Raw genomic sequence first — 17,443 nt, 5'->3', positions numbered from 1 at the left:
TAATGCAACTGGTGTGCAAAGGTTTTTATTCAAATTATTTACGAATAAATTTAGATGGCTCTGAGAAATCCTTTACAATATCCAGAATCTGATTTATAGGTTCTGGGACACTATCAATATTTATACGTAGGGCAATGGTTCGTGCAAAGAGTACTTTATCAAAAGACGCTTTTTTCTTTTGATATAAAATTCTATTGATATTTGATAGAAAGTCCTTAGTAGGGTCAAAATCTGTAACTAAAATCTTGGGTTTTTCTGGATATAAATAGTTTAAAATTTCCACAGAACACTTAATATCAAATAAGTCTTCAAACGTTCCATTCTCAATAAAGATCATTCTATATTTATTCTGTTCATTCTGTATGACGCGATTAATATCATCTCTTTCTTTAGTTGCATCGGAATCTAAAAAGCACACCATTTTTCTTTTAGGGTATTTGCTTCGGAAATTGAAAAAGTCTTCTTTCAATTTTTGCTTTGACTTTGAATTATAGACTTGTATGTCATTATGAGATAATACAAATCGTTTTCTGAATGCTAAGATTGGTATAGCAATTTCCTCACTTTCTCCCTCAACTAAAATGATGATTTTAGGATTATTAACTTTATTGAGATTTGGCAAGAAATTTCCAAGTCTATCAGCCATAGAATTTTTAAAATCGTCAATAAACTCATTAAAATATACAAATCCTATTTTTTCTGCTATCTTAGTGTTTTCTAACAACAACTTGTATTGAAGAAGTTCTTCTGGTAAAGTAATAGTTTGTTTTTCACCACAACAAGGACAAATCATATCATCTTTAAGCTCATCTTTTCTGGAATGCGCTTTTGCTCTGATATTTTCAAATTGCTTGGAAAATTGTTTAAGCTCAGGATTTATAGAAAAACCTTTTAATCCGTGTTTTTTAAATACTTCGTGATCTATTTGAAAATACGAGTAGTGAAGAGCTTCACTCATACCAATTTTGGGCATTTCCACTTCTGCAATGGTTGTAAACCCTACGCCTAATTCTCTATGCTCTCTATTTACTTTTTCAACATAACGTCTATAAAAAAGAGTTAATTCCTGTAATGGTGGAAAATTCATTAATCTAAAAAGTAGCTCTAATTTTTCTTTGTTAGTTGACGGTAGCGTAGATTGACTCAATCTTTTTTCTAAGTGGCTATCGAGATTCATATTTTTTAAGCCTAAATCTTCAACAACCTTAGAAAAATTATGTTCTATGTCATTATCATCAAGTTTAGCAAGATCCATAAGGTACTTTAATTCAACGTCCTCAAAATGCTCTTCTGTAAGTTTACAGATTGTTAGAGTATATGGTGTTGCTTCTATAATCCAATTGAATTCATAATCAACTCCTGGCAAGTACTTTTCATAAAGAATCTCAAGAGTTGGTTTCCACATATTTTTAAATATGAAAAACTTGTCTGAAGCTACTAAAACTTCATCTGCATTTTGATTTTCCTCTTCACCATCTGTATTAACATTAACGAGTAATCTAATGACATTGTTTAAAATTGTATCGTGTCCAAAGACAGCAATTCTATTTAAAGAACCTTTGATGATTCCCATATAACCACCTTCTACGATTTTTCTCCAATCGTTATCTCTATTCTCAGTTTCAACTTCTTTACCCATCACTTTATCTCATCTATTGTGCTCCCGCAAGTTAACATTTGCTCACCATAGTACGGATTTTTGATGTCCTTTTCAGCGCTTAGCCAAACCGCGCCTTTATTATTGTTTGCCATCGGGCATTTCTGAACATATAACATCTCATCGGTTCCATTTACACTCATCGCAATGGGCACCATATTTTCATTTAATATCACGAAATGGTCGCGTTGATTTTCCAGGTTGTCGTTCGCTGCAATGGCATCGAGCATTTCGATACTTTTCTTAATATGTGATTGTTCCATACTACCGAGACTTTTAATATCTGCGGATTTTAAGGATACTGATGTCGCTTTCGCGAAAGCGGAAACCTGATTTGCATCGCTCGCTACCAAAGCATCTTTCATCTGTAAATAAGGCTTGATGGACTTATTAAATTGCCTTTGAAAATTCTCTGAAAATTCCATTTCCATTTCAGACATTGGCATCATAGCATCCTCTTTCTTTCCCTGATTCATCATAGAGTTTTTGCCTTGTAGCTGTGCTGCTGCGTCTACCGTAAAGGTTCCGTTGGTCACAATCTCATCGCCATTTTGTAAACCTTCTGTTACAGCATAATTTTCGCCATTTCGGTTTCCGATGGTTACTTCACGCATTTCAAAAACGGGTTCGTTGGGATTGGTTTTTATATAGACCAATGAGCGTTCGCCAGTCCACATCACAGCACTTGCAGGAACTGTTATCACTTCGGTAGTCATCATCATTTCCCCTTTGAGTTTACCCGTTACAAACATTCCTGGTTTTAAAAGGTCATCTGTATTTTTAAGTGTTGCTCTAACGGTAACCGTTCTTGTTGCATTGTTCAATATCGGATCAATAAAAGAAACCGTGGCGTCAAATTCTTTATCGACATAGGCATTGGTTACTACCTTTATTTTCTGACCTACTTTTAAATCTGAAATCTGATTTTCATAGGCATCAAATTCTGCCCAAACCGAATTCAAATTGCTTACTTTCAAAATAGGCTGACCTTGTTTTACAAAGTCGCCTTCTCTTGCCATCACTTCTGAAACAGTACCTGAAACGGTGGCATAAATGGGGAAATTATCTCGCACTTTTCCTGAAGTTTCAATCGCATCAATTTGGGCTTCTGAAAGTTTCCAGAGCTTTAATTTATTTCGCACTGCTTTGTACAATTCAGGCTGCGATTCTTTTAATGAAGCGGTTGTGAGCAATTCTTGCTGTGCAGCTACTAAATTTGGTGCATAAATGGTGGCCAGTAATTGACCACGATTTACTTTTTGGCCTTCATAATTAACATTCAAACGCTCGATACGCCCATCAAAATAGCTTGCTTGTACAGCATTGTTTTCTTCGTTGGTGGCGATTTTGCCCGAAAGCGTAATCATTCCATCATCTTCTGACATACTGCTATTACCTACAATAGTAGTTTGAATGTTTGCCAGTGCCATTGCATTTTCTGTCATTTTAATCTCATTAACTGCAAGACCATCTGCACCAGATTCAGCAGGTATCAAGTCCATTCCACATATAGGGCAGTCGCCTGGTTCGGGCTGCATAATCTGTGGGTGCATTGAGCAGGTCCACATTTGGTTTTCTGATTCGCCAGAATGGTCGTGGGTATCTGACATTTCAGAAACGTCCTTGTTTGCCTTGGCATCACTACCTGAACTACCAAAAATGAGCCATCCACCTAGTAGTCCCACGATTAGTGCAATTGCTATATATAAAATGTTCTTGTTCATACTATTATTTCTCGTTTTGTAAACGTTCGATCATCGCATTCATTTCTTCAATCTCTTTTCGTTGTGCTTTGATAATTTCCTCTGCAAGTTTTTTTACTTCTGGATCTTGTATATCTGCACGCTCACTGGTTAAAATTGCTATTGAATGGTGTGGTATCATTGCTTTCATCCAGAGTATATCGCCTACAGTAGATTTTTGCTCACGCACTAATCCTAAAGCTCCTAGAAACAATACAAAACTACCTACCAGAATAGCTATATTCTTCTTCTTATTTTTATACATATTAAGCATAAATAATAGCATAATTACAGCCATAGTAGAAATACCTAAACAGACCATATAAAATCGAGTAAGACTAAATCTTACGTGATCAAATTCATAAGTATTTAAATACATTGTAATGTACATTGCTATAAATGATGCTCCCAGCATCAAGAAAAACTTAGTGTACTGGCTCATTCCTTCTTTGTTGTTGTGTTCGTTTGAATTCATAATTTTTGGTTTTTTAGTTATTTTTAATTTATAGATTTTGTTCTGAGTCTAAGTGCGTTTGCTATTACAGAAACTGAACTAAAACTCATTGCCAAAGCTGCAATCATAGGCGATAATAGAATTCCGAAAAATGGGAATAATACACCTGCCGCAATCGGCACACCCAGCGTGTTGTATATCATAGCAAAAAATAGATTCTGCTTGATGTTCCGCATTACTTTGTGGCTTAAATTTCTTGCTTTTACAATACCGTGCAAATCGCCCTTTACCAAGGTTATCATCGCGCTTTCTATAGCGACATCGGTTCCTGTACCCATTGCGATACCCACATCACTTTTAGCCAGTGCTGGCGCATCGTTTATACCATCTCCAGCCATTGCAACTACGTGACCTTGTTCTTGTAGTTTTTTAACCTCTTCAAGTTTATTTTCAGGTAACATTCCCGCTTTAAAGTCCGCAAGATTGAGTTCGCTGGCTACTGCCTGGGCGGTGTCGTGATTATCTCCTGTGAGCATTATTACTTCGATGCCTTTGTCTTGCAATTCGTTAATAGCTTTGGCACTCGTTTCCTTAATTTTATCGCCTATGACCACATAGCCTGAAACCTCGCCATCAATGGATAAGTAAGAAACGGTCTTTCCTTGTTTTTGAAAAGACTGTGCTTCATCATTCATAGCAGATGAAATTGTTGCCTTAGCATATTCCATCATTTTATCGTTGCCTAAATCGAGTTTTTTGCCATCAACTGTTCCTTCTACACCTTTTCCAGTTACTGCGCTAAAGTTTTCGGTTTTTGATATTTCAGTTTTCTGCTCCTTTCCATATTTCACGGTAGCTTCGGCAAGGGGATGCTCACTGGAACTGTTTAGGGATGCGATAAGATGTAGAATTTCGATTTCGCGAAAGCGAGATTCATCAAACGACCCAATTTTCTCAACCGTCGGTTTGCCTTCTGTTATCGTTCCTGTCTTATCTACTATTAGCGTGTCGACCTTATCCATTTTCTCTAAAGCTTCGGCATTTTTAATCAACACCCCATTTTGTGCGCCTTTACCAACACCTACCATAACGGACATCGGCGTTGCCAATCCTAACGCGCACGGACAGGCAATAATCAATACGGCAATGGCATTTACAAGGGCAAATACATAAGCTGGCTCTGGTCCCCAAATTGCCCAGACAATAAAGGTGATGACCGCAATGATAACCACTACAGGTACAAAATATCCTGAAACGGTATCTGCCAATTTCTGAATAGGGGCGCGACTGCGACTGGCATCGTTTACCATATGTATGATTTGGGAAAGCAAGGTTTCGCTACCTACTTTTTCGGCTTCCATCAAGAAAGACTGGTTCCCGTTAATGGTACCGCTACTTACCTTATCATCTACAGATTTATTAACTGGGATAGGCTCTCCCGAAATCATTGACTCATCCACCGTAGTTTCTCCTTCGGTAATTTTGCCATCCACAGGAATTTTATCTCCAGGCTTCACTCGTAGGATATCTCCTTTTTCAATTTGGTCTATGGTAACTTCTTCTTCGTTTCCATCTACTACGCGTACTGCCTTGTTAGGTGCAAGTTTTAATAATTCTTTCACTGCTGAATTGGTTTTGCTATGCGCACGCGCTTCCAAAACCTGACCCATCAATACCAAGGTGAGAATTACGGTAGCAGCTTCAAAATACACGTGAACCGCACCAGATTCTGTTTTAAATTGTTCTGGAAAAAAGTCTGGAAACAACATCCCAAAAACACTGAATAACCAGGCTACGCCCGCACCTATACCGATTAGCGTGAACATATTGAGATTCCACGTTTTGATACTTCGGTAGGCACGTTCAAAGAACATCCAAGTGGCATAAAACACTACAGGAATCGATAGCCCAAATTGAATCCAGTTCCACCATTTCTGTTCCATTACATCGTATAGCGGATTGTTGGGAATCATTTCGCTCATAGCGATTAGGAAAATAGGAAGCGTTAAGGCTACCGCTATCCAGAATTTCTTAATCAACTTATTATAGGTTTTCTCTTCCGCAGATAGATCAGGTTCCATCGGCACCAAATCCATACCGCATATAGGGCAAGCTCCAGCTTCATCTTTGACAATTTCTGGGTGCATTGGACACGTCCATTGTTCTGAAGTTGTAGCTGACAAATTTTGCTCCTCGACTAAATCCATTCCGCATACTGGGCAATCTCCTGGCTTGTCATAAGTTTTATCGCCTTCGCAATGCATTGGGCAATAGAAGGTTCCTGTTCCTTTGCCTTTGGGTTGCGGTTTCTGTTTTTCAGCATCGGTCTCAGGACGTTGTCCAGCTTTATAGATTGTGTACGTATCGCCATCTTTTTCCATTGCTTCTTGAAAAGTTTCGAAAGGAATGATGCCTTTCATATCGATAACAGCCTCTGCTTTTACCAGATTGACCGAGACACCTACAACACCATCTACCTGCTGAAGTATTTTTTCTACGTGAGATTTGCAGCCGTTGCAAGTCATACCATTAATAGGAAACGTGCGTGTTTTTATCCCATCTGGTTTTATTGGATGAATGTGGTATTTGGCTTTCTTTTCTTGAAGTGCTTTCTTAAACTCTTCAATTTCAATATGATGCTCCATTTCAATAGTGACGGTTTGATTTTCAAAATCAATCACTACGTCAGTAACTCCATTAACTTCTGATAAGGCATTATTTACTGTTCTTAAACAACCCTTGCAAGACATTCCCTGTATTTGATATGTATGTTTCATTTCTTTTGATTTACCTTGATTTGATTAATATTTGCTATACCAAAAACTAGAACAAAAAACCGAAGCGCTATCGCTAGCATAACTACAGTTTTTGCCGATAGACTTACAGGCACTATATCACCATATCCCACAGAGGAAAAAGTTATCGTACTGTGATATAAATATTCAAATACGATAGCTGGCATTGAGCTATTTGAGGTAAGATTATTTTTAAATGCATTAGAATCGATTAAGTGTAAAGCACTAAAATCCATCGTAAATGATATAATAATAAGACCAATTAAAAGACAAAAAAGGATTAAGATATGACTGAGCAGATGACTATCTCCAATAATTTTAATTAGTTGTTTAAATGATAGTCTTATTACAAAGAATATTTTTAAAGCAACTGAAATCATAACTAATAAAATAGCCGTGGTCTTTTCAAAAACCGGAAACAAATAAATACTGAGGATGCTGAGAACAATTACTAGGGTTGTAACTGGCCAAGCCTTACCTAATAATTGTTTATAAAATCGATCCATATTAATTTGTTTATTCATTTTCTATAAATTGTGCCTAAAGGAAATTATGAACTACTCATAGGGCTGAGTTCTTCATTCGGGGAAAGCATTTCCTTTAGGACTTAATTTTCTAATATTATTTTGCTCATATAATGCAATACTTTCTCAGTCGCTAGTGAATCCAAAATAGCTCTCTGGTGCATCAGGGTATAGCTATTCATAGGCATTTCTCCACTTTCTACTTGTTTAATGATAGACCGTAACTTACTTTTCTTTCTCCTATCAGAATAATTACTCCACTCGTTAAAATTCAGTTCCGCTTTTCCCTCTTTAATATGGTTTTCTAAAAACCAACCTGCGGGCTGAATTTTACTATACCAAGGATAAGCAGTGTTATTACTGTGACAATCATAGCAGGACACCTTGAGTTGATTCTCAATATCTAACGGTACTTTATTAACCATCATAAAATCAGTTTCAAGTGTTGTATAGCTTTCATTTTTATCCACAGGAAAAAATTGAATAACGATTAACGCAATAAGCGCTACCCAAGCTATGATTTTTAGAAATTTCATTTAGTTTATTTCTCTCTGTACTTTACCACATCTCAACATTGAACTACCGTAATACGGATTTAAAACGTTTTCTTCTTTGCTCAACCAAGCGGTACCACCATCATACATAGGGCAATATTGCTCGTACAGTTTTGTTGCTGTTCCTGTTATTGCTACCATATCTGTAATGTCTTTACTTAAAACTTTGAAATGCTCGCGCTGGTGTGCAATATCACTTTCTGAAATGTGCTCTGCGTGTTCTGTGGCATCTTCGATGATGTCATTTAATTCTGATTTTTCATTGTCCGAATAGTCGGATGCATCAAAAGCTTTCAGGGATTGAGCCAATGTATTTCCCAATTCCTTTGCCTTGCCATTATCATCATCTACCAAGGCATCTTTTAGGTTGAAATAGTCTTTAAGAATAGCTTCTGCTTTTACATCTTGATTGTCACTCATCGCCATATCGTCCTTGTCATCCATAGATTCTTGGTGCATCTCATTGCTCATTGGTGCAGCAGCCTCTTCTTTGTTTCCGTCTTTACAGGAAACTGTTAAAATCATTGTGGCAGCTAATGCCATTGTACCTATTGTTCTTTTTACTGTTTTCATTTTTATTTATTTAAGGGTGATGTTAATTTTTGGATAATAGATTCCCATCCCTTTTGAGATGGAAATCTTATTTGTTAATTATGCGAGATACGCTTTACAGGCATCAGCACATTTTTTACAGGCATCTGCACAATCTTTACAATGTTGGTGGTCGTGCTTGCTACATTCATCGGCACATTGGTTACAGATCTCGTGGCATTTTTCTACCATCGCTTTCGCGAAAGCGGAATTCATAGCCAGCAATTTTACAGTTGTTGCACAGATTTCCGCACAGGCTCTGTCTGTTCTAATACAATCTACCATCATTTTGATATTATCAGTCTCAAGACAGGCATCTGCACAATAGTTGCAGTGTGAAATGCATTTATTTAATGCATCTATTAATTTTTGATTTTTCATAGTGTTTATATTTTAGAGTTAGTAATTATTTCTTTCTTTTAAAATCTAAGTGATAGCCCACCACCTGCGCCAAAACGGTTATCATAGCTTCCCACTATTGAAAAGTCTCGACTTAACACATATTCAAGTCCTACTTGCCAAGTAGTTTCTTCTTCAAAGTTGGTTCCTTCCTCAAAATCCGTAATCCAACCAAAATCCATCTGATATTCATATTCACCATAAAGGGCAATATGTCTGGTAATCATAGTTGACGTTGCAAATGATATCGTAGGTCTTAATTTGTTATCTATTCTTAAATCCGAATCAATGAGCATAGGCAATAAATACCGTATTCCAACAACACCTGTTGTAGAAATCTCCTCTAGACTGTCTTCCATTTCATTTTCTACATTTACTCCACCAAAAACACGGAAGTAGCTATTGAGCCAACGCTCATAAGTAAACTCAGCTTCAATATTTTCATTCCATCCATATTCTCCACGTAGAGTAAATTGATTTCTTATGTTAGTTGCTGTGTATAACAATTCAGTCATATGGCTTGCACCGGTAACTTCTCCCCAAGACCAAATGTGATCAGCTTCATTCGTGAGATTGGTTAATGGATATGCGTTTAATCTCTTATCACGAGGCGTGTCATAACTAAATACCCTTCCCATACCGCTATTGATATGATATAGGACGTGGCAATGGAAAAACCAATCGCCATACTCGACTGCATCAAACTCGATGACCACTTTTTGCATAGGTGCAACATTAACAGTATGTTTAAGAGGCGAGTATTCTCCATTTTCATTAAGAACTCTAAAAAAGTGACCGTGTAAGTGCATAGGATGGTGCATCATCGTTAGGTTATTGAGCGTAATACGAACTACTTCGCCCTTTTCAATCTTAATCTTGTCAGTTTCAGAAAGTGGTACACCATTAATAGACCATACATAGCGATTCATATTTCCTGTTAGATTAAAGAGCATTTCCTTTACAGGTTTATCATTTTTAAATTGAGTAGGTTGTTTTGCTTTGAGATAGTTATAATTAAACTCTGGATTGCTACCAGTCTTCATATTGCTACCTATTACCTTTTCTTGCGGCACCATATAGCCCATTTTCATTCCGCCCATTTTGTCGCCACCATCCATCTTCATCTTGTCATCCATTGTCATACTATCTTTTTTCATATCCATAGCACCGTGATCCATCTTCATTGCGTACTTTTTCATAAGCGCAATAGAGTCATTACGAGACGGATTAAACTTGGCTGCTGGCGCTCCCATTTTCATATCCATTGCCATCATTTTTTGCATCATTTTAATAAGGTCTGGCATTGGAACTTCAGGTGCAGCAATAATATTTCCTGTTCCTAACAAAGCAGATGCTTTTCCAGAACCATCTTGTGACGTAGCAAGAATTTCAAGTTTGCCGCTATCTGGAATCGTCACTATAAAATCATAAGTTTCTGCAACACCTAAGAGTGTTTTGTTCATTTTAATTGGAACGACATCTATACCATCTGATGCGACTAGTAATGGGTCTTCTCCTGCAAACGTGAGCCAGAAGTAACTAGCAGCTGCCGCATTTACAAATCGTACTCTAACCTTTTCTCTAGGATTAAATTCAGGATAATCATTTGTAGGTTGACCATTGATTAAAAAATTGTCGTAGTAATTATCTAGAATAGCCATATCTGGCATTCTGTTCCACATCATTTTTAGTTTAGCACCAGTTGCACCACGAGCAATTACTTTATCCCAACTTTGGATTTGATTTTTTTTGATTAAGTACCATTCATTACCTCTTTTTAGATTACGCAATTGTGTTTTAGGGTTTTCATCCATCCAGTCTGAGAGTACCAGAACAAGATCTTTGTCATATTCTAAATCTGTTTGTTTTGGATTAATTTGAATGCTTCCGTAAACGCCACGTTGTTCTTGTAAACCTGTGTGAGAGTGATACCAGTATGTTCCCGATTGTTTAAGAGCAAACTTATATTGAAAGGTCTCGCCTGGTTGTATAGGTGGTGTAGTAAGGTAAGGCACACCATCATAATAATTAGGCAGAATAAGGCCGTGCCAGTGTACCGATGTCTCAACATCCATTTGATTCGTCACATTAATGATGGCAAATTCACCTTCATTAAATTCTAAATTAGGACCTGGGATACCACCGTTTATTACCATTGCCTTCACATCTTTACCAGTAATATTTACAGTTTTATAATCTATAGTTAAATCGTAAATACGTTCTGGCCAGTTGTCTACGTTTTCCTCACTACTGTTAGCCACAAAGGAATAATTTGATGTTTGAGCCACTGCGATAATTGAAATAAAGAGCGCTATAATTAATGTAATTTTTCGTTTCATAGTTTTCTTAACTTTTTTTATTTGTAAAGTTAGAAATGTTAAAATCGTTTGATTTACGATATTTTGGATGATGTTTATTAAATTTTGTCTAACGATTTCCTAAAATTCTTGTTCATATTTTTATACTCCGTTAAACTTTTTCCAGTATGTTTCTTGAACTGTGCGCTCAGATTTCCCACGCTGGAATATCCTATGAGCTGGCTTATCTCTGTAAAATTGTACTGACTGGATTGAATTAGTTCTTTCACTTTTTCAATCTTAAGATTGATGAAATACTGTTCAATGGTTTTTCCAGTGGTATAAGAAAACACTTTTGATATTTTACTGTAATCTGTATTAAGAATATCTGATAGATATTTTGACAATACCTTGTTATCCTTAATAGGTAATTCATTCAATAGTTCTATGAGTTTATGCTTTATGTTTTCAGTTAAAATATCTTCCTGAGAAGCTATAATTTCAAAATCATTTTGCTCTAAAACCTCATTTATAATGCTTAAATCCTTATTACCATTCTCTCGATAAGACATTTTACCTAGTTCAACATTTATTATGTCGATACCATTTTCTTGCAACTCCGTGCGAACAACTTTTACGCAACGGCTACAGACCATATTTTTTATATATAAATTTTTCATTTTAGTTAGTCAAATAATTTATGACGGCTTGTTGAACTAAATACATCCGAACCGATTCTATCTGATTTATCTGAAACTTTAATTGCAGTTCCTGTATATCGAGCACATCGTTAAAATCGATGGTTCCCGTTTCATAATTCTTGATTAGAATTTGCTCGGCATCTTTGGCTTGTTTCAAATTCTTAGCTTGAGTATTAAATTTTATTCGGGCTTGGTTGCGTTGGGATATCGCTTTCGCGAAAGCGGATTCCAACACATTTAATCGTTGCTCTTTTTGAATTTCAATTTCCTGTTGGCGTAGTTCATTTTGCCTTGAAATTGACTTATATCGATTATTAAAAATTGGAATAGAAACCGAAACCATAGGCATCAACACATCTTTACCATTGTCGCTAAAATTGACATCGCTACGTTCACTTACAGGTAGGTAGTCCACGCCAAAACCAATCATAGGTAGGCTCTCACGTTGATTGAGCAATTCTGATTGTGCTACGGATTCGTACAATTTATCGTATTTGAGCAGTTCAGGATTGAGCGATAGTGCATCTGTTCCGTATATAGGGTCATTCTCTGGGATTTCCATTATTGCAACTATATCAACCGTCCTATTTTCATCCCGATTGAGAAGATTATTAAAGGTTGTTTGTTCTGCGCTAAATTCCTCTTCCAATACTTCTTTTTGCTGCTGCAATTCATTTTGACGAATCTGCAACCGCAATACATCTACCGCAGATGCCTTGCCCACTTCTACCGAGGTTAGGGCAAGTCGCTCATAGGTTTTTAATAGTTGAATGTTCTCGTCAAGTACCTTTTGCTTTGCTCTTGTTTCATACAACCTGTAATAGGATTGCGCTACTGAAAGCGCCAATTTTCGTTTAGCGATTGTGATTTCCACATATTCAGCTTCGGCCATTGAAGTTGCATAATTTTCACGTGCGGTAATGGTGCCAAACCAAGGTAACATCTGTTTTACGCCTATTCGCGCTCTTTGAGCGCCCACTCTTGTTTCTGGCTCACTTACAAAATAGCCTGCGCTTACTTCAGTATTGGGTAGCCAGTTTGCTTCATTGACCTTTTCTTCGGCAATATTGTAGCGCAGTTCAAAAGCCTGAATCTCAGGATTATTATTCTCGGCTTCTTCAATATAGCTTTGTAGTTGTTGCGCCTGCCCGCCGATTGAAATCAGTCCAATGCTCAATATGAGTAGAGTGTTCAGGTGGGCTTTCGCACTTCGTCTTCGCTCAGCATAAACTTCAGCGGAAACAAACAAAAGACAGATTATGATTTTTATATTTTTCATTTGTTTGCTCTTTTAAGTTGGTATTCTTTTTTCCAGCTATATAGAACTGGTAACAGGAAATAGGATGTGACGTCGATTATCATTCCGCCAAAAATGGGGATGGCCATCGGTATCATAATGTCGCTTCCTTTTCCTGTAGATGTGAGTACTGGCAGCAATGCCAAAACTGTGGTCACGGTGGTCATCAAGCAAGGACGTATTCTTTTTCCTGCGGCTTCTAATGTGGCGAGACGTATGCCTTTTTTACTGTCTGGCTCGTTGCTTTTAAAAGATTGGTCTAAATAGGTTGCCATTACAACACCATCATCAGTCGCAATACCGAAAAGGGCAATAAAACCGACCCAAACGGCCACACTTAAATTGATGGTTTTCATATTGAACAAGTCCCGTAGGTTCTCGCCAAAAAAGCTAAAATTGAAAAACCAATCTTGACCGTATAACCAAATCATTATAAAGCCACCTGCAAAGGCTACGGCGATGGCAGTAAAAACCATAAGCGACGTAGAAACCGACTTAAACTGAAAATACAAAATCAAGAAAATGACCAGCAAACAAAGTGGCACGACTACCGATAACGTTTTTTCTGCCCGTAATTGATTTTCGTACGTTCCTGTAAATCGGTAACTGATGCCTTGTGGCACGACCAAATCGCCATTATCGATTTTCTGTTGAATGAGAGATTGTGCATTTTCCACCACATCGACTTCGGCAAAGCCATCAAGCTTATCAAACAGCACATACCCAATCAAGAAGGTGTCTTCACTTTTAATGACCTGTGGACCTTGCTCGTATTGTATATCTACCAATTCGCCCAAAGGAACCGGACTTCCAGTCGATACCGGTACATAAATACTTTTTAAATCTTCTGGATTTGCACGTAATTCCCGTGGATAGCGCACTCTTACACCATACCGCTCACGTCCTTCTACTGTTTGGGTAAGTGGCATACCGCCTACAGCAACCTGAAGTACTTCCTGAACATCCATAATGGAAATCCCATAGCGAGCCAATTGGTCTCGTTTAATATCAATTAGCAAATAAGGTTTACCCACGATGCGGTCTGCAAAAACGGCCTGTTCTTTGACACCTTCGGCTTGTTTTAAAATATCTTCCAATTGCAGTCCAAAATTTTCTATAGTTTTTAAATCTGGGCCTTTTACCTTAATTCCCATTGGTGCTCGCATACCTGTTTGTAGCATCACGAGTCGCGTCTCGATGGGCTGCAACTTGGGCGCAGAAGTCACACCTGGGAATTTCGTCACTTTTACGATTTCATTCCAAATGTCATCAGGACTGCTAATCTCTGGTCGCCAGTTTCGGTAGTATTCGCCATCATTATCTTCAATCAATTCATTGCGTGTTGCACTTGTTTTGAGTTGTGACGCATCATAGTTTGCATCATCATCGATTTCATTATTGGGATTAATAATGAATTTGTCATTTTTCAGCACAAATAGACCATCATCGTTTACACGGTAGCGTTGTCTCTCGCCATTTTCATTACGCAAATATTCAGACTTGTATTGAATGACATTTTCATACATCGAGAGTGGCGCAGGGTCAAGAGCTGATTCTGTCCTTCCTGCTTTTCCTACTACAGTTTCAATTTCAGGGATGCTTGCCACGGCCATATCGAGCTGTTGCAATACACGCTTGTTTTCTTCGACACCTGCGTGCGGTAAGGATGTGGGCATTAATAGGAATGAGCCTTCATTGAGTGCTGGCATAAATTCCTTCCCTGTGTTTCGCATTATGACCACACCTAAAATCAGCACCGTGGTTGGAACAATTAAAAACAGGTATCGATTTTGAAGTGCCCAGCGCAAAATGCTGTCATAGTATCTTCGGAAAACTGTAAACACACCAAGCAGTCCAAAGCAGATAATCGCTACAAAAATCAAATTCATTAGAATGCTGCGGTCAAAGCCAAGTGGTCGCCAATATTCAGCTAACAGCACGACGATAGCAATACAGGAAATGATGATATTTACTACATTTTGATTGATGTTGAGCCTGTAGCCAGCAATGGTTTGGTTGTATTCCTTTTTCGCTTTAAGCGAAAAGAATAAACCGCTACATCCAAAAGCTATCAAAATCAACCCAAGCCAGTAACCAAATACAAGTGCAGTGATGCCGAGTGCGATTAAAAGACCATTCAAAAGCAATTTAGATTGCTGGCGAATATTTGTTTTTTTGAAAAGGAACGCGGCAAATGGCGGTATTAAAAACAGCGCGATTACAAGCGATGCAGAAAGTGCCATTGTCTTTGTAAAAGCCAATGGTCTGAAGAGTTTCCCTTCAGCACCTATCATCGTAAATACAGGTAGGAAACTGATAATCGTCGTGAGTACAGCGGTCAAGATTGCACCGGAAACTTCCGCAGTAGCGTTGTAGATGATTTCGTTTGTGGTGTATTCTATTCCGCTTTCGCGAAAGCGTAATTTTTCATCTTCCAGATGCCGAATCATATTTTCGGCAAGTATGACGCCCACGTCCACCATTGTACCGATAGCAATGGCAATTCCTGACAAGGCAACAATATTGGCATCTACATTAAAGAGCTTCATTGTTATAAAAACCATTAAAACGGCAACAGGCAACAAGCCAGAAATTAAAATGGATGCGCGTAGATTGAACACCATTACGATAATTACCAAAATGGTTATCAGGATTTCAAGTGTAAGGGCTTCATTGAGCGTGTGAAGTGTTTCCTGAATAAGCTGAGTACGGTCGTAAAAGGGAACAATAGTCACTTGTGAAGTACGACCATCTGCCAAGGTTTTTGTGGGTAGTCCAAATGATAATTCGGCTATTTGGTCTTTTACATTATTGATGACTTCCAATGGGTTAGCACCATAACGAGCCACAACGACACCGCCTACCACTTCGGCACCTTCTTTATCTAAAATACCACGTCGCGTTTGTGGTCCCAAATGGACATTAGCGATGTCTTTGATTCGGATAGAAGTAAAATTTTCCGAAGCGACCACCGCATTTTCAATATCTGCAACTGATTTCACGTACCCCAAGCCACGAACCAGGTATTCGGCTTGATTGATTTCCAACGTCTGCGCACCGATGTCTTGATTGCTTTCTTTTACGGCTTTTACGATATCGGTCAAGCCGATGTTGTACTGCCGCATTTTTTCAGGGTCAACATCCACTTGGTATTCCTGGACATAACCACCAATTGAGGCCACTTCGGAAACACCGCTTGCCGAAGACAATCCATATTTCACATAGTAATCCTGTATGCTACGCAATTCCTGTAAATCCCAACCGCCAGTTACATTACCATCTTTATCACGACCTTCCAGCGTGTACCAAAAAATTTGTCCCAAGCCTGTAGCATCTGGACCCAATGCAGGGTTTACACCATCGGGCAATAAGTTTGCGGGAAGGGAATTGAGTTTTTCGAGAATACGGCTACGTGACCAATAGAATTCTACATCTTCTTCAAAAATGATATAGATACTTGAGAAACCGAACATTGAAGAGCTTCGGATGGTCTTGACCCCAGGGATTCCCAACAATGAAGTAGTGAGTGGATAGGTAATCTGGTCTTCAATATCCTGCGGTGAACGCCCTTGCCATTTGGTGAAAACAATTTGTTGGTTTTCGCCGATGTCTGGAATGGCATCAACAGCTACAGGATCAGTTGGTAAAATACCAGTTTCCCAATTGAAGGGTGCGTTGACTATTCCCCAACCTACAAATAGGGCAAGCAATATAACGGCGACAAGTTTGTTTTCTATGAGAAATTTTATGCTTTTATTTAGCATACGATATGATTATTAAACAGTTATAGAAATATGCTTTGGTTTGCTCACAGTACAAATGAGAAACAATAAAGCGTGCCCAAAACGAATGTATCGCTGGGCTTTTCCAGTTGCAATTAGATTGCTACTGGTACTGTTTAATAAATCAAATTAAGAATGTCTGGTGCAATATCTGCAAGTCCCGCCTAATGAATGGGGGCGAGTGATCTGAAAAAGAGATCTCTTTAGATTCAGTTCCTTCAAAAAGACTGATATATGAGTAAGCAAAAGAGGCAACGAATATTTGTTGCTCAAAAGTAAGTTGTGAAAAATCCTGTTTTAAATCGTCCTGACCTTCAATAATCAATTGTTCATCTGAGCAACAAGATTTTTTAGAAATCATTGAGTTAGAACAACCCTTAGCAGGTTCAGCTTTTTCCATTCCGCAAGTCTTAACATCTTGGATGAATGAAAAATCTACTAACGTATCTCCACAATAATGCATATCCACAGTAAATGACATTGTGGTCAGTAGAACCACAACAGCCATTACCATTGCCATTGATTTGTGGATAAATTGTTTCATTTATTGCAAAATTAGCAAATATTTTAACATAAATGTTTGTTTTAACGAAATGTTGTGTAATGGTGAAAAATCACATTTTCGATAAATAAGAGTAAATCACAATCAA

Annotated in this window: 13 protein-coding genes; all 13 read right to left on the bottom strand. The window is 37.9% G+C overall.

Annotation, left to right across the window (positions count from 1 at the left end; genetic code table 11):
- Positions 1-34: 34 nt before the first annotated feature.
- Entirely contained in the window at positions 35-1,639 is a 1,605-nt protein-coding gene (locus KQA_RS20165; protein ID WP_010178171.1) for an OLD family protein, read from the bottom strand.
- Positions 1,639-3,381, bottom strand: a complete 1,743-nt coding sequence (locus KQA_RS0203605) for an efflux RND transporter periplasmic adaptor subunit (RefSeq protein ID WP_010178169.1) — start codon at positions 3,379-3,381, stop codon at positions 1,639-1,641. The genes KQA_RS20165 and KQA_RS0203605 overlap by 1 nt, the downstream gene beginning before the upstream one ends.
- A 4-nt stretch (positions 3,382-3,385) precedes the next feature.
- Positions 3,386-3,874 (bottom strand): DUF305 domain-containing protein, encoded by a 489-nt coding sequence (locus KQA_RS0203600; protein WP_010178167.1) that lies wholly within the window; start codon positions 3,872-3,874, stop codon positions 3,386-3,388.
- A 23-nt stretch (positions 3,875-3,897) separates the two neighbouring features.
- Positions 3,898-6,630, bottom strand: a complete 2,733-nt coding sequence (locus tag KQA_RS0203595; protein ID WP_010178165.1) for a heavy metal translocating P-type ATPase — start codon at positions 6,628-6,630, stop codon at positions 3,898-3,900.
- Entirely contained in the window at positions 6,627-7,172 is a 546-nt protein-coding gene (locus KQA_RS0203590; protein ID WP_029209442.1) for an ion channel, read from the bottom strand. Before KQA_RS0203590 ends, KQA_RS0203595 begins: the two co-directional genes overlap by 4 nt.
- An 83-nt stretch (positions 7,173-7,255) precedes the next feature.
- Positions 7,256-7,708, bottom strand: coding sequence for a heme-binding domain-containing protein (locus KQA_RS0203585; protein ID WP_010178160.1), 453 nt, complete (start codon positions 7,706-7,708; stop codon positions 7,256-7,258).
- Complete coding sequence (locus tag KQA_RS0203580; RefSeq protein WP_010178158.1) at positions 7,709-8,299, bottom strand: DUF3347 domain-containing protein; 591 nt, start codon at positions 8,297-8,299, stop codon at positions 7,709-7,711. It abuts the gene before it with no gap.
- Positions 8,300-8,377: 78 nt separating this feature from the next.
- Entirely contained in the window at positions 8,378-8,698 is a 321-nt protein-coding gene (locus KQA_RS0203575; protein ID WP_010178156.1) for a four-helix bundle copper-binding protein, read from the bottom strand.
- Between the two features lie 38 nt (positions 8,699-8,736).
- Complete coding sequence (locus KQA_RS0203570) at positions 8,737-11,055, bottom strand: multicopper oxidase domain-containing protein (protein WP_010178152.1); 2,319 nt, start codon at positions 11,053-11,055, stop codon at positions 8,737-8,739.
- 77 nt (positions 11,056-11,132) lie between these two features.
- Positions 11,133-11,693: a helix-turn-helix domain-containing protein gene (locus tag KQA_RS0203565; RefSeq protein WP_040396030.1), complete on the bottom strand. Its 561-nt coding sequence runs from the start codon at positions 11,691-11,693 to the stop codon at positions 11,133-11,135.
- Position 11,694: 1 nt separating this feature from the next.
- Positions 11,695-12,993, bottom strand: a complete 1,299-nt coding sequence (locus tag KQA_RS0203560; protein ID WP_010178148.1) for a TolC family protein — start codon at positions 12,991-12,993, stop codon at positions 11,695-11,697.
- On the bottom strand, positions 12,990-16,775 hold the full coding sequence (locus KQA_RS0203555; protein ID WP_010178146.1) for an efflux RND transporter permease subunit: 3,786 nt from the start codon (positions 16,773-16,775) through the stop codon (positions 12,990-12,992). Before KQA_RS0203555 ends, KQA_RS0203560 begins: the two co-directional genes overlap by 4 nt.
- A 142-nt stretch (positions 16,776-16,917) precedes the next feature.
- Positions 16,918-17,337 (bottom strand): HYC_CC_PP family protein, encoded by a 420-nt coding sequence (locus KQA_RS0203550; protein WP_029209440.1) that lies wholly within the window; start codon positions 17,335-17,337, stop codon positions 16,918-16,920.
- Positions 17,338-17,443 lie beyond the last annotated feature (106 nt).

The sequence above is a fragment of the Aquimarina agarilytica ZC1 genome, from assembly GCF_000255455.1.
In the GTDB taxonomy this organism is placed as follows: domain Bacteria; phylum Bacteroidota; class Bacteroidia; order Flavobacteriales; family Flavobacteriaceae; genus Aquimarina; species Aquimarina agarilytica.
This window is presented reverse-complemented; position numbering and strand designations above follow the sequence as displayed.

Coding starts and splice junctions, on each gene's coding strand:
- KQA_RS0203565 (WP_040396030.1), bottom strand. CDS start 11,693: ATGAAAAATTTATATATAAAAAATATGGTCTGTAGCCGTTGCGTAAAA.
- KQA_RS0203550 (WP_029209440.1), bottom strand. CDS start 17,337: ATGAAACAATTTATCCACAAATCAATGGCAATGGTAATGGCTGTTGTG.
- KQA_RS20165 (WP_010178171.1), bottom strand. CDS start 1,639: ATGGGTAAAGAAGTTGAAACTGAGAATAGAGATAACGATTGGAGAAAA.
- KQA_RS0203560 (WP_010178148.1), bottom strand. CDS start 12,993: ATGAAAAATATAAAAATCATAATCTGTCTTTTGTTTGTTTCCGCTGAA.
- KQA_RS0203585 (WP_010178160.1), bottom strand. CDS start 7,708: ATGAAATTTCTAAAAATCATAGCTTGGGTAGCGCTTATTGCGTTAATC.
- KQA_RS0203580 (WP_010178158.1), bottom strand. CDS start 8,299: ATGAAAACAGTAAAAAGAACAATAGGTACAATGGCATTAGCTGCCACA.
- KQA_RS0203575 (WP_010178156.1), bottom strand. CDS start 8,698: ATGAAAAATCAAAAATTAATAGATGCATTAAATAAATGCATTTCACAC.
- KQA_RS0203600 (WP_010178167.1), bottom strand. CDS start 3,874: ATGAATTCAAACGAACACAACAACAAAGAAGGAATGAGCCAGTACACT.
- KQA_RS0203605 (WP_010178169.1), bottom strand. CDS start 3,381: ATGAACAAGAACATTTTATATATAGCAATTGCACTAATCGTGGGACTA.
- KQA_RS0203555 (WP_010178146.1), bottom strand. CDS start 16,775: ATGCTAAATAAAAGCATAAAATTTCTCATAGAAAACAAACTTGTCGCC.
- KQA_RS0203570 (WP_010178152.1), bottom strand. CDS start 11,055: ATGAAACGAAAAATTACATTAATTATAGCGCTCTTTATTTCAATTATC.
- KQA_RS0203590 (WP_029209442.1), bottom strand. CDS start 7,172: ATGAATAAACAAATTAATATGGATCGATTTTATAAACAATTATTAGGT.
- KQA_RS0203595 (WP_010178165.1), bottom strand. CDS start 6,630: ATGAAACATACATATCAAATACAGGGAATGTCTTGCAAGGGTTGTTTA.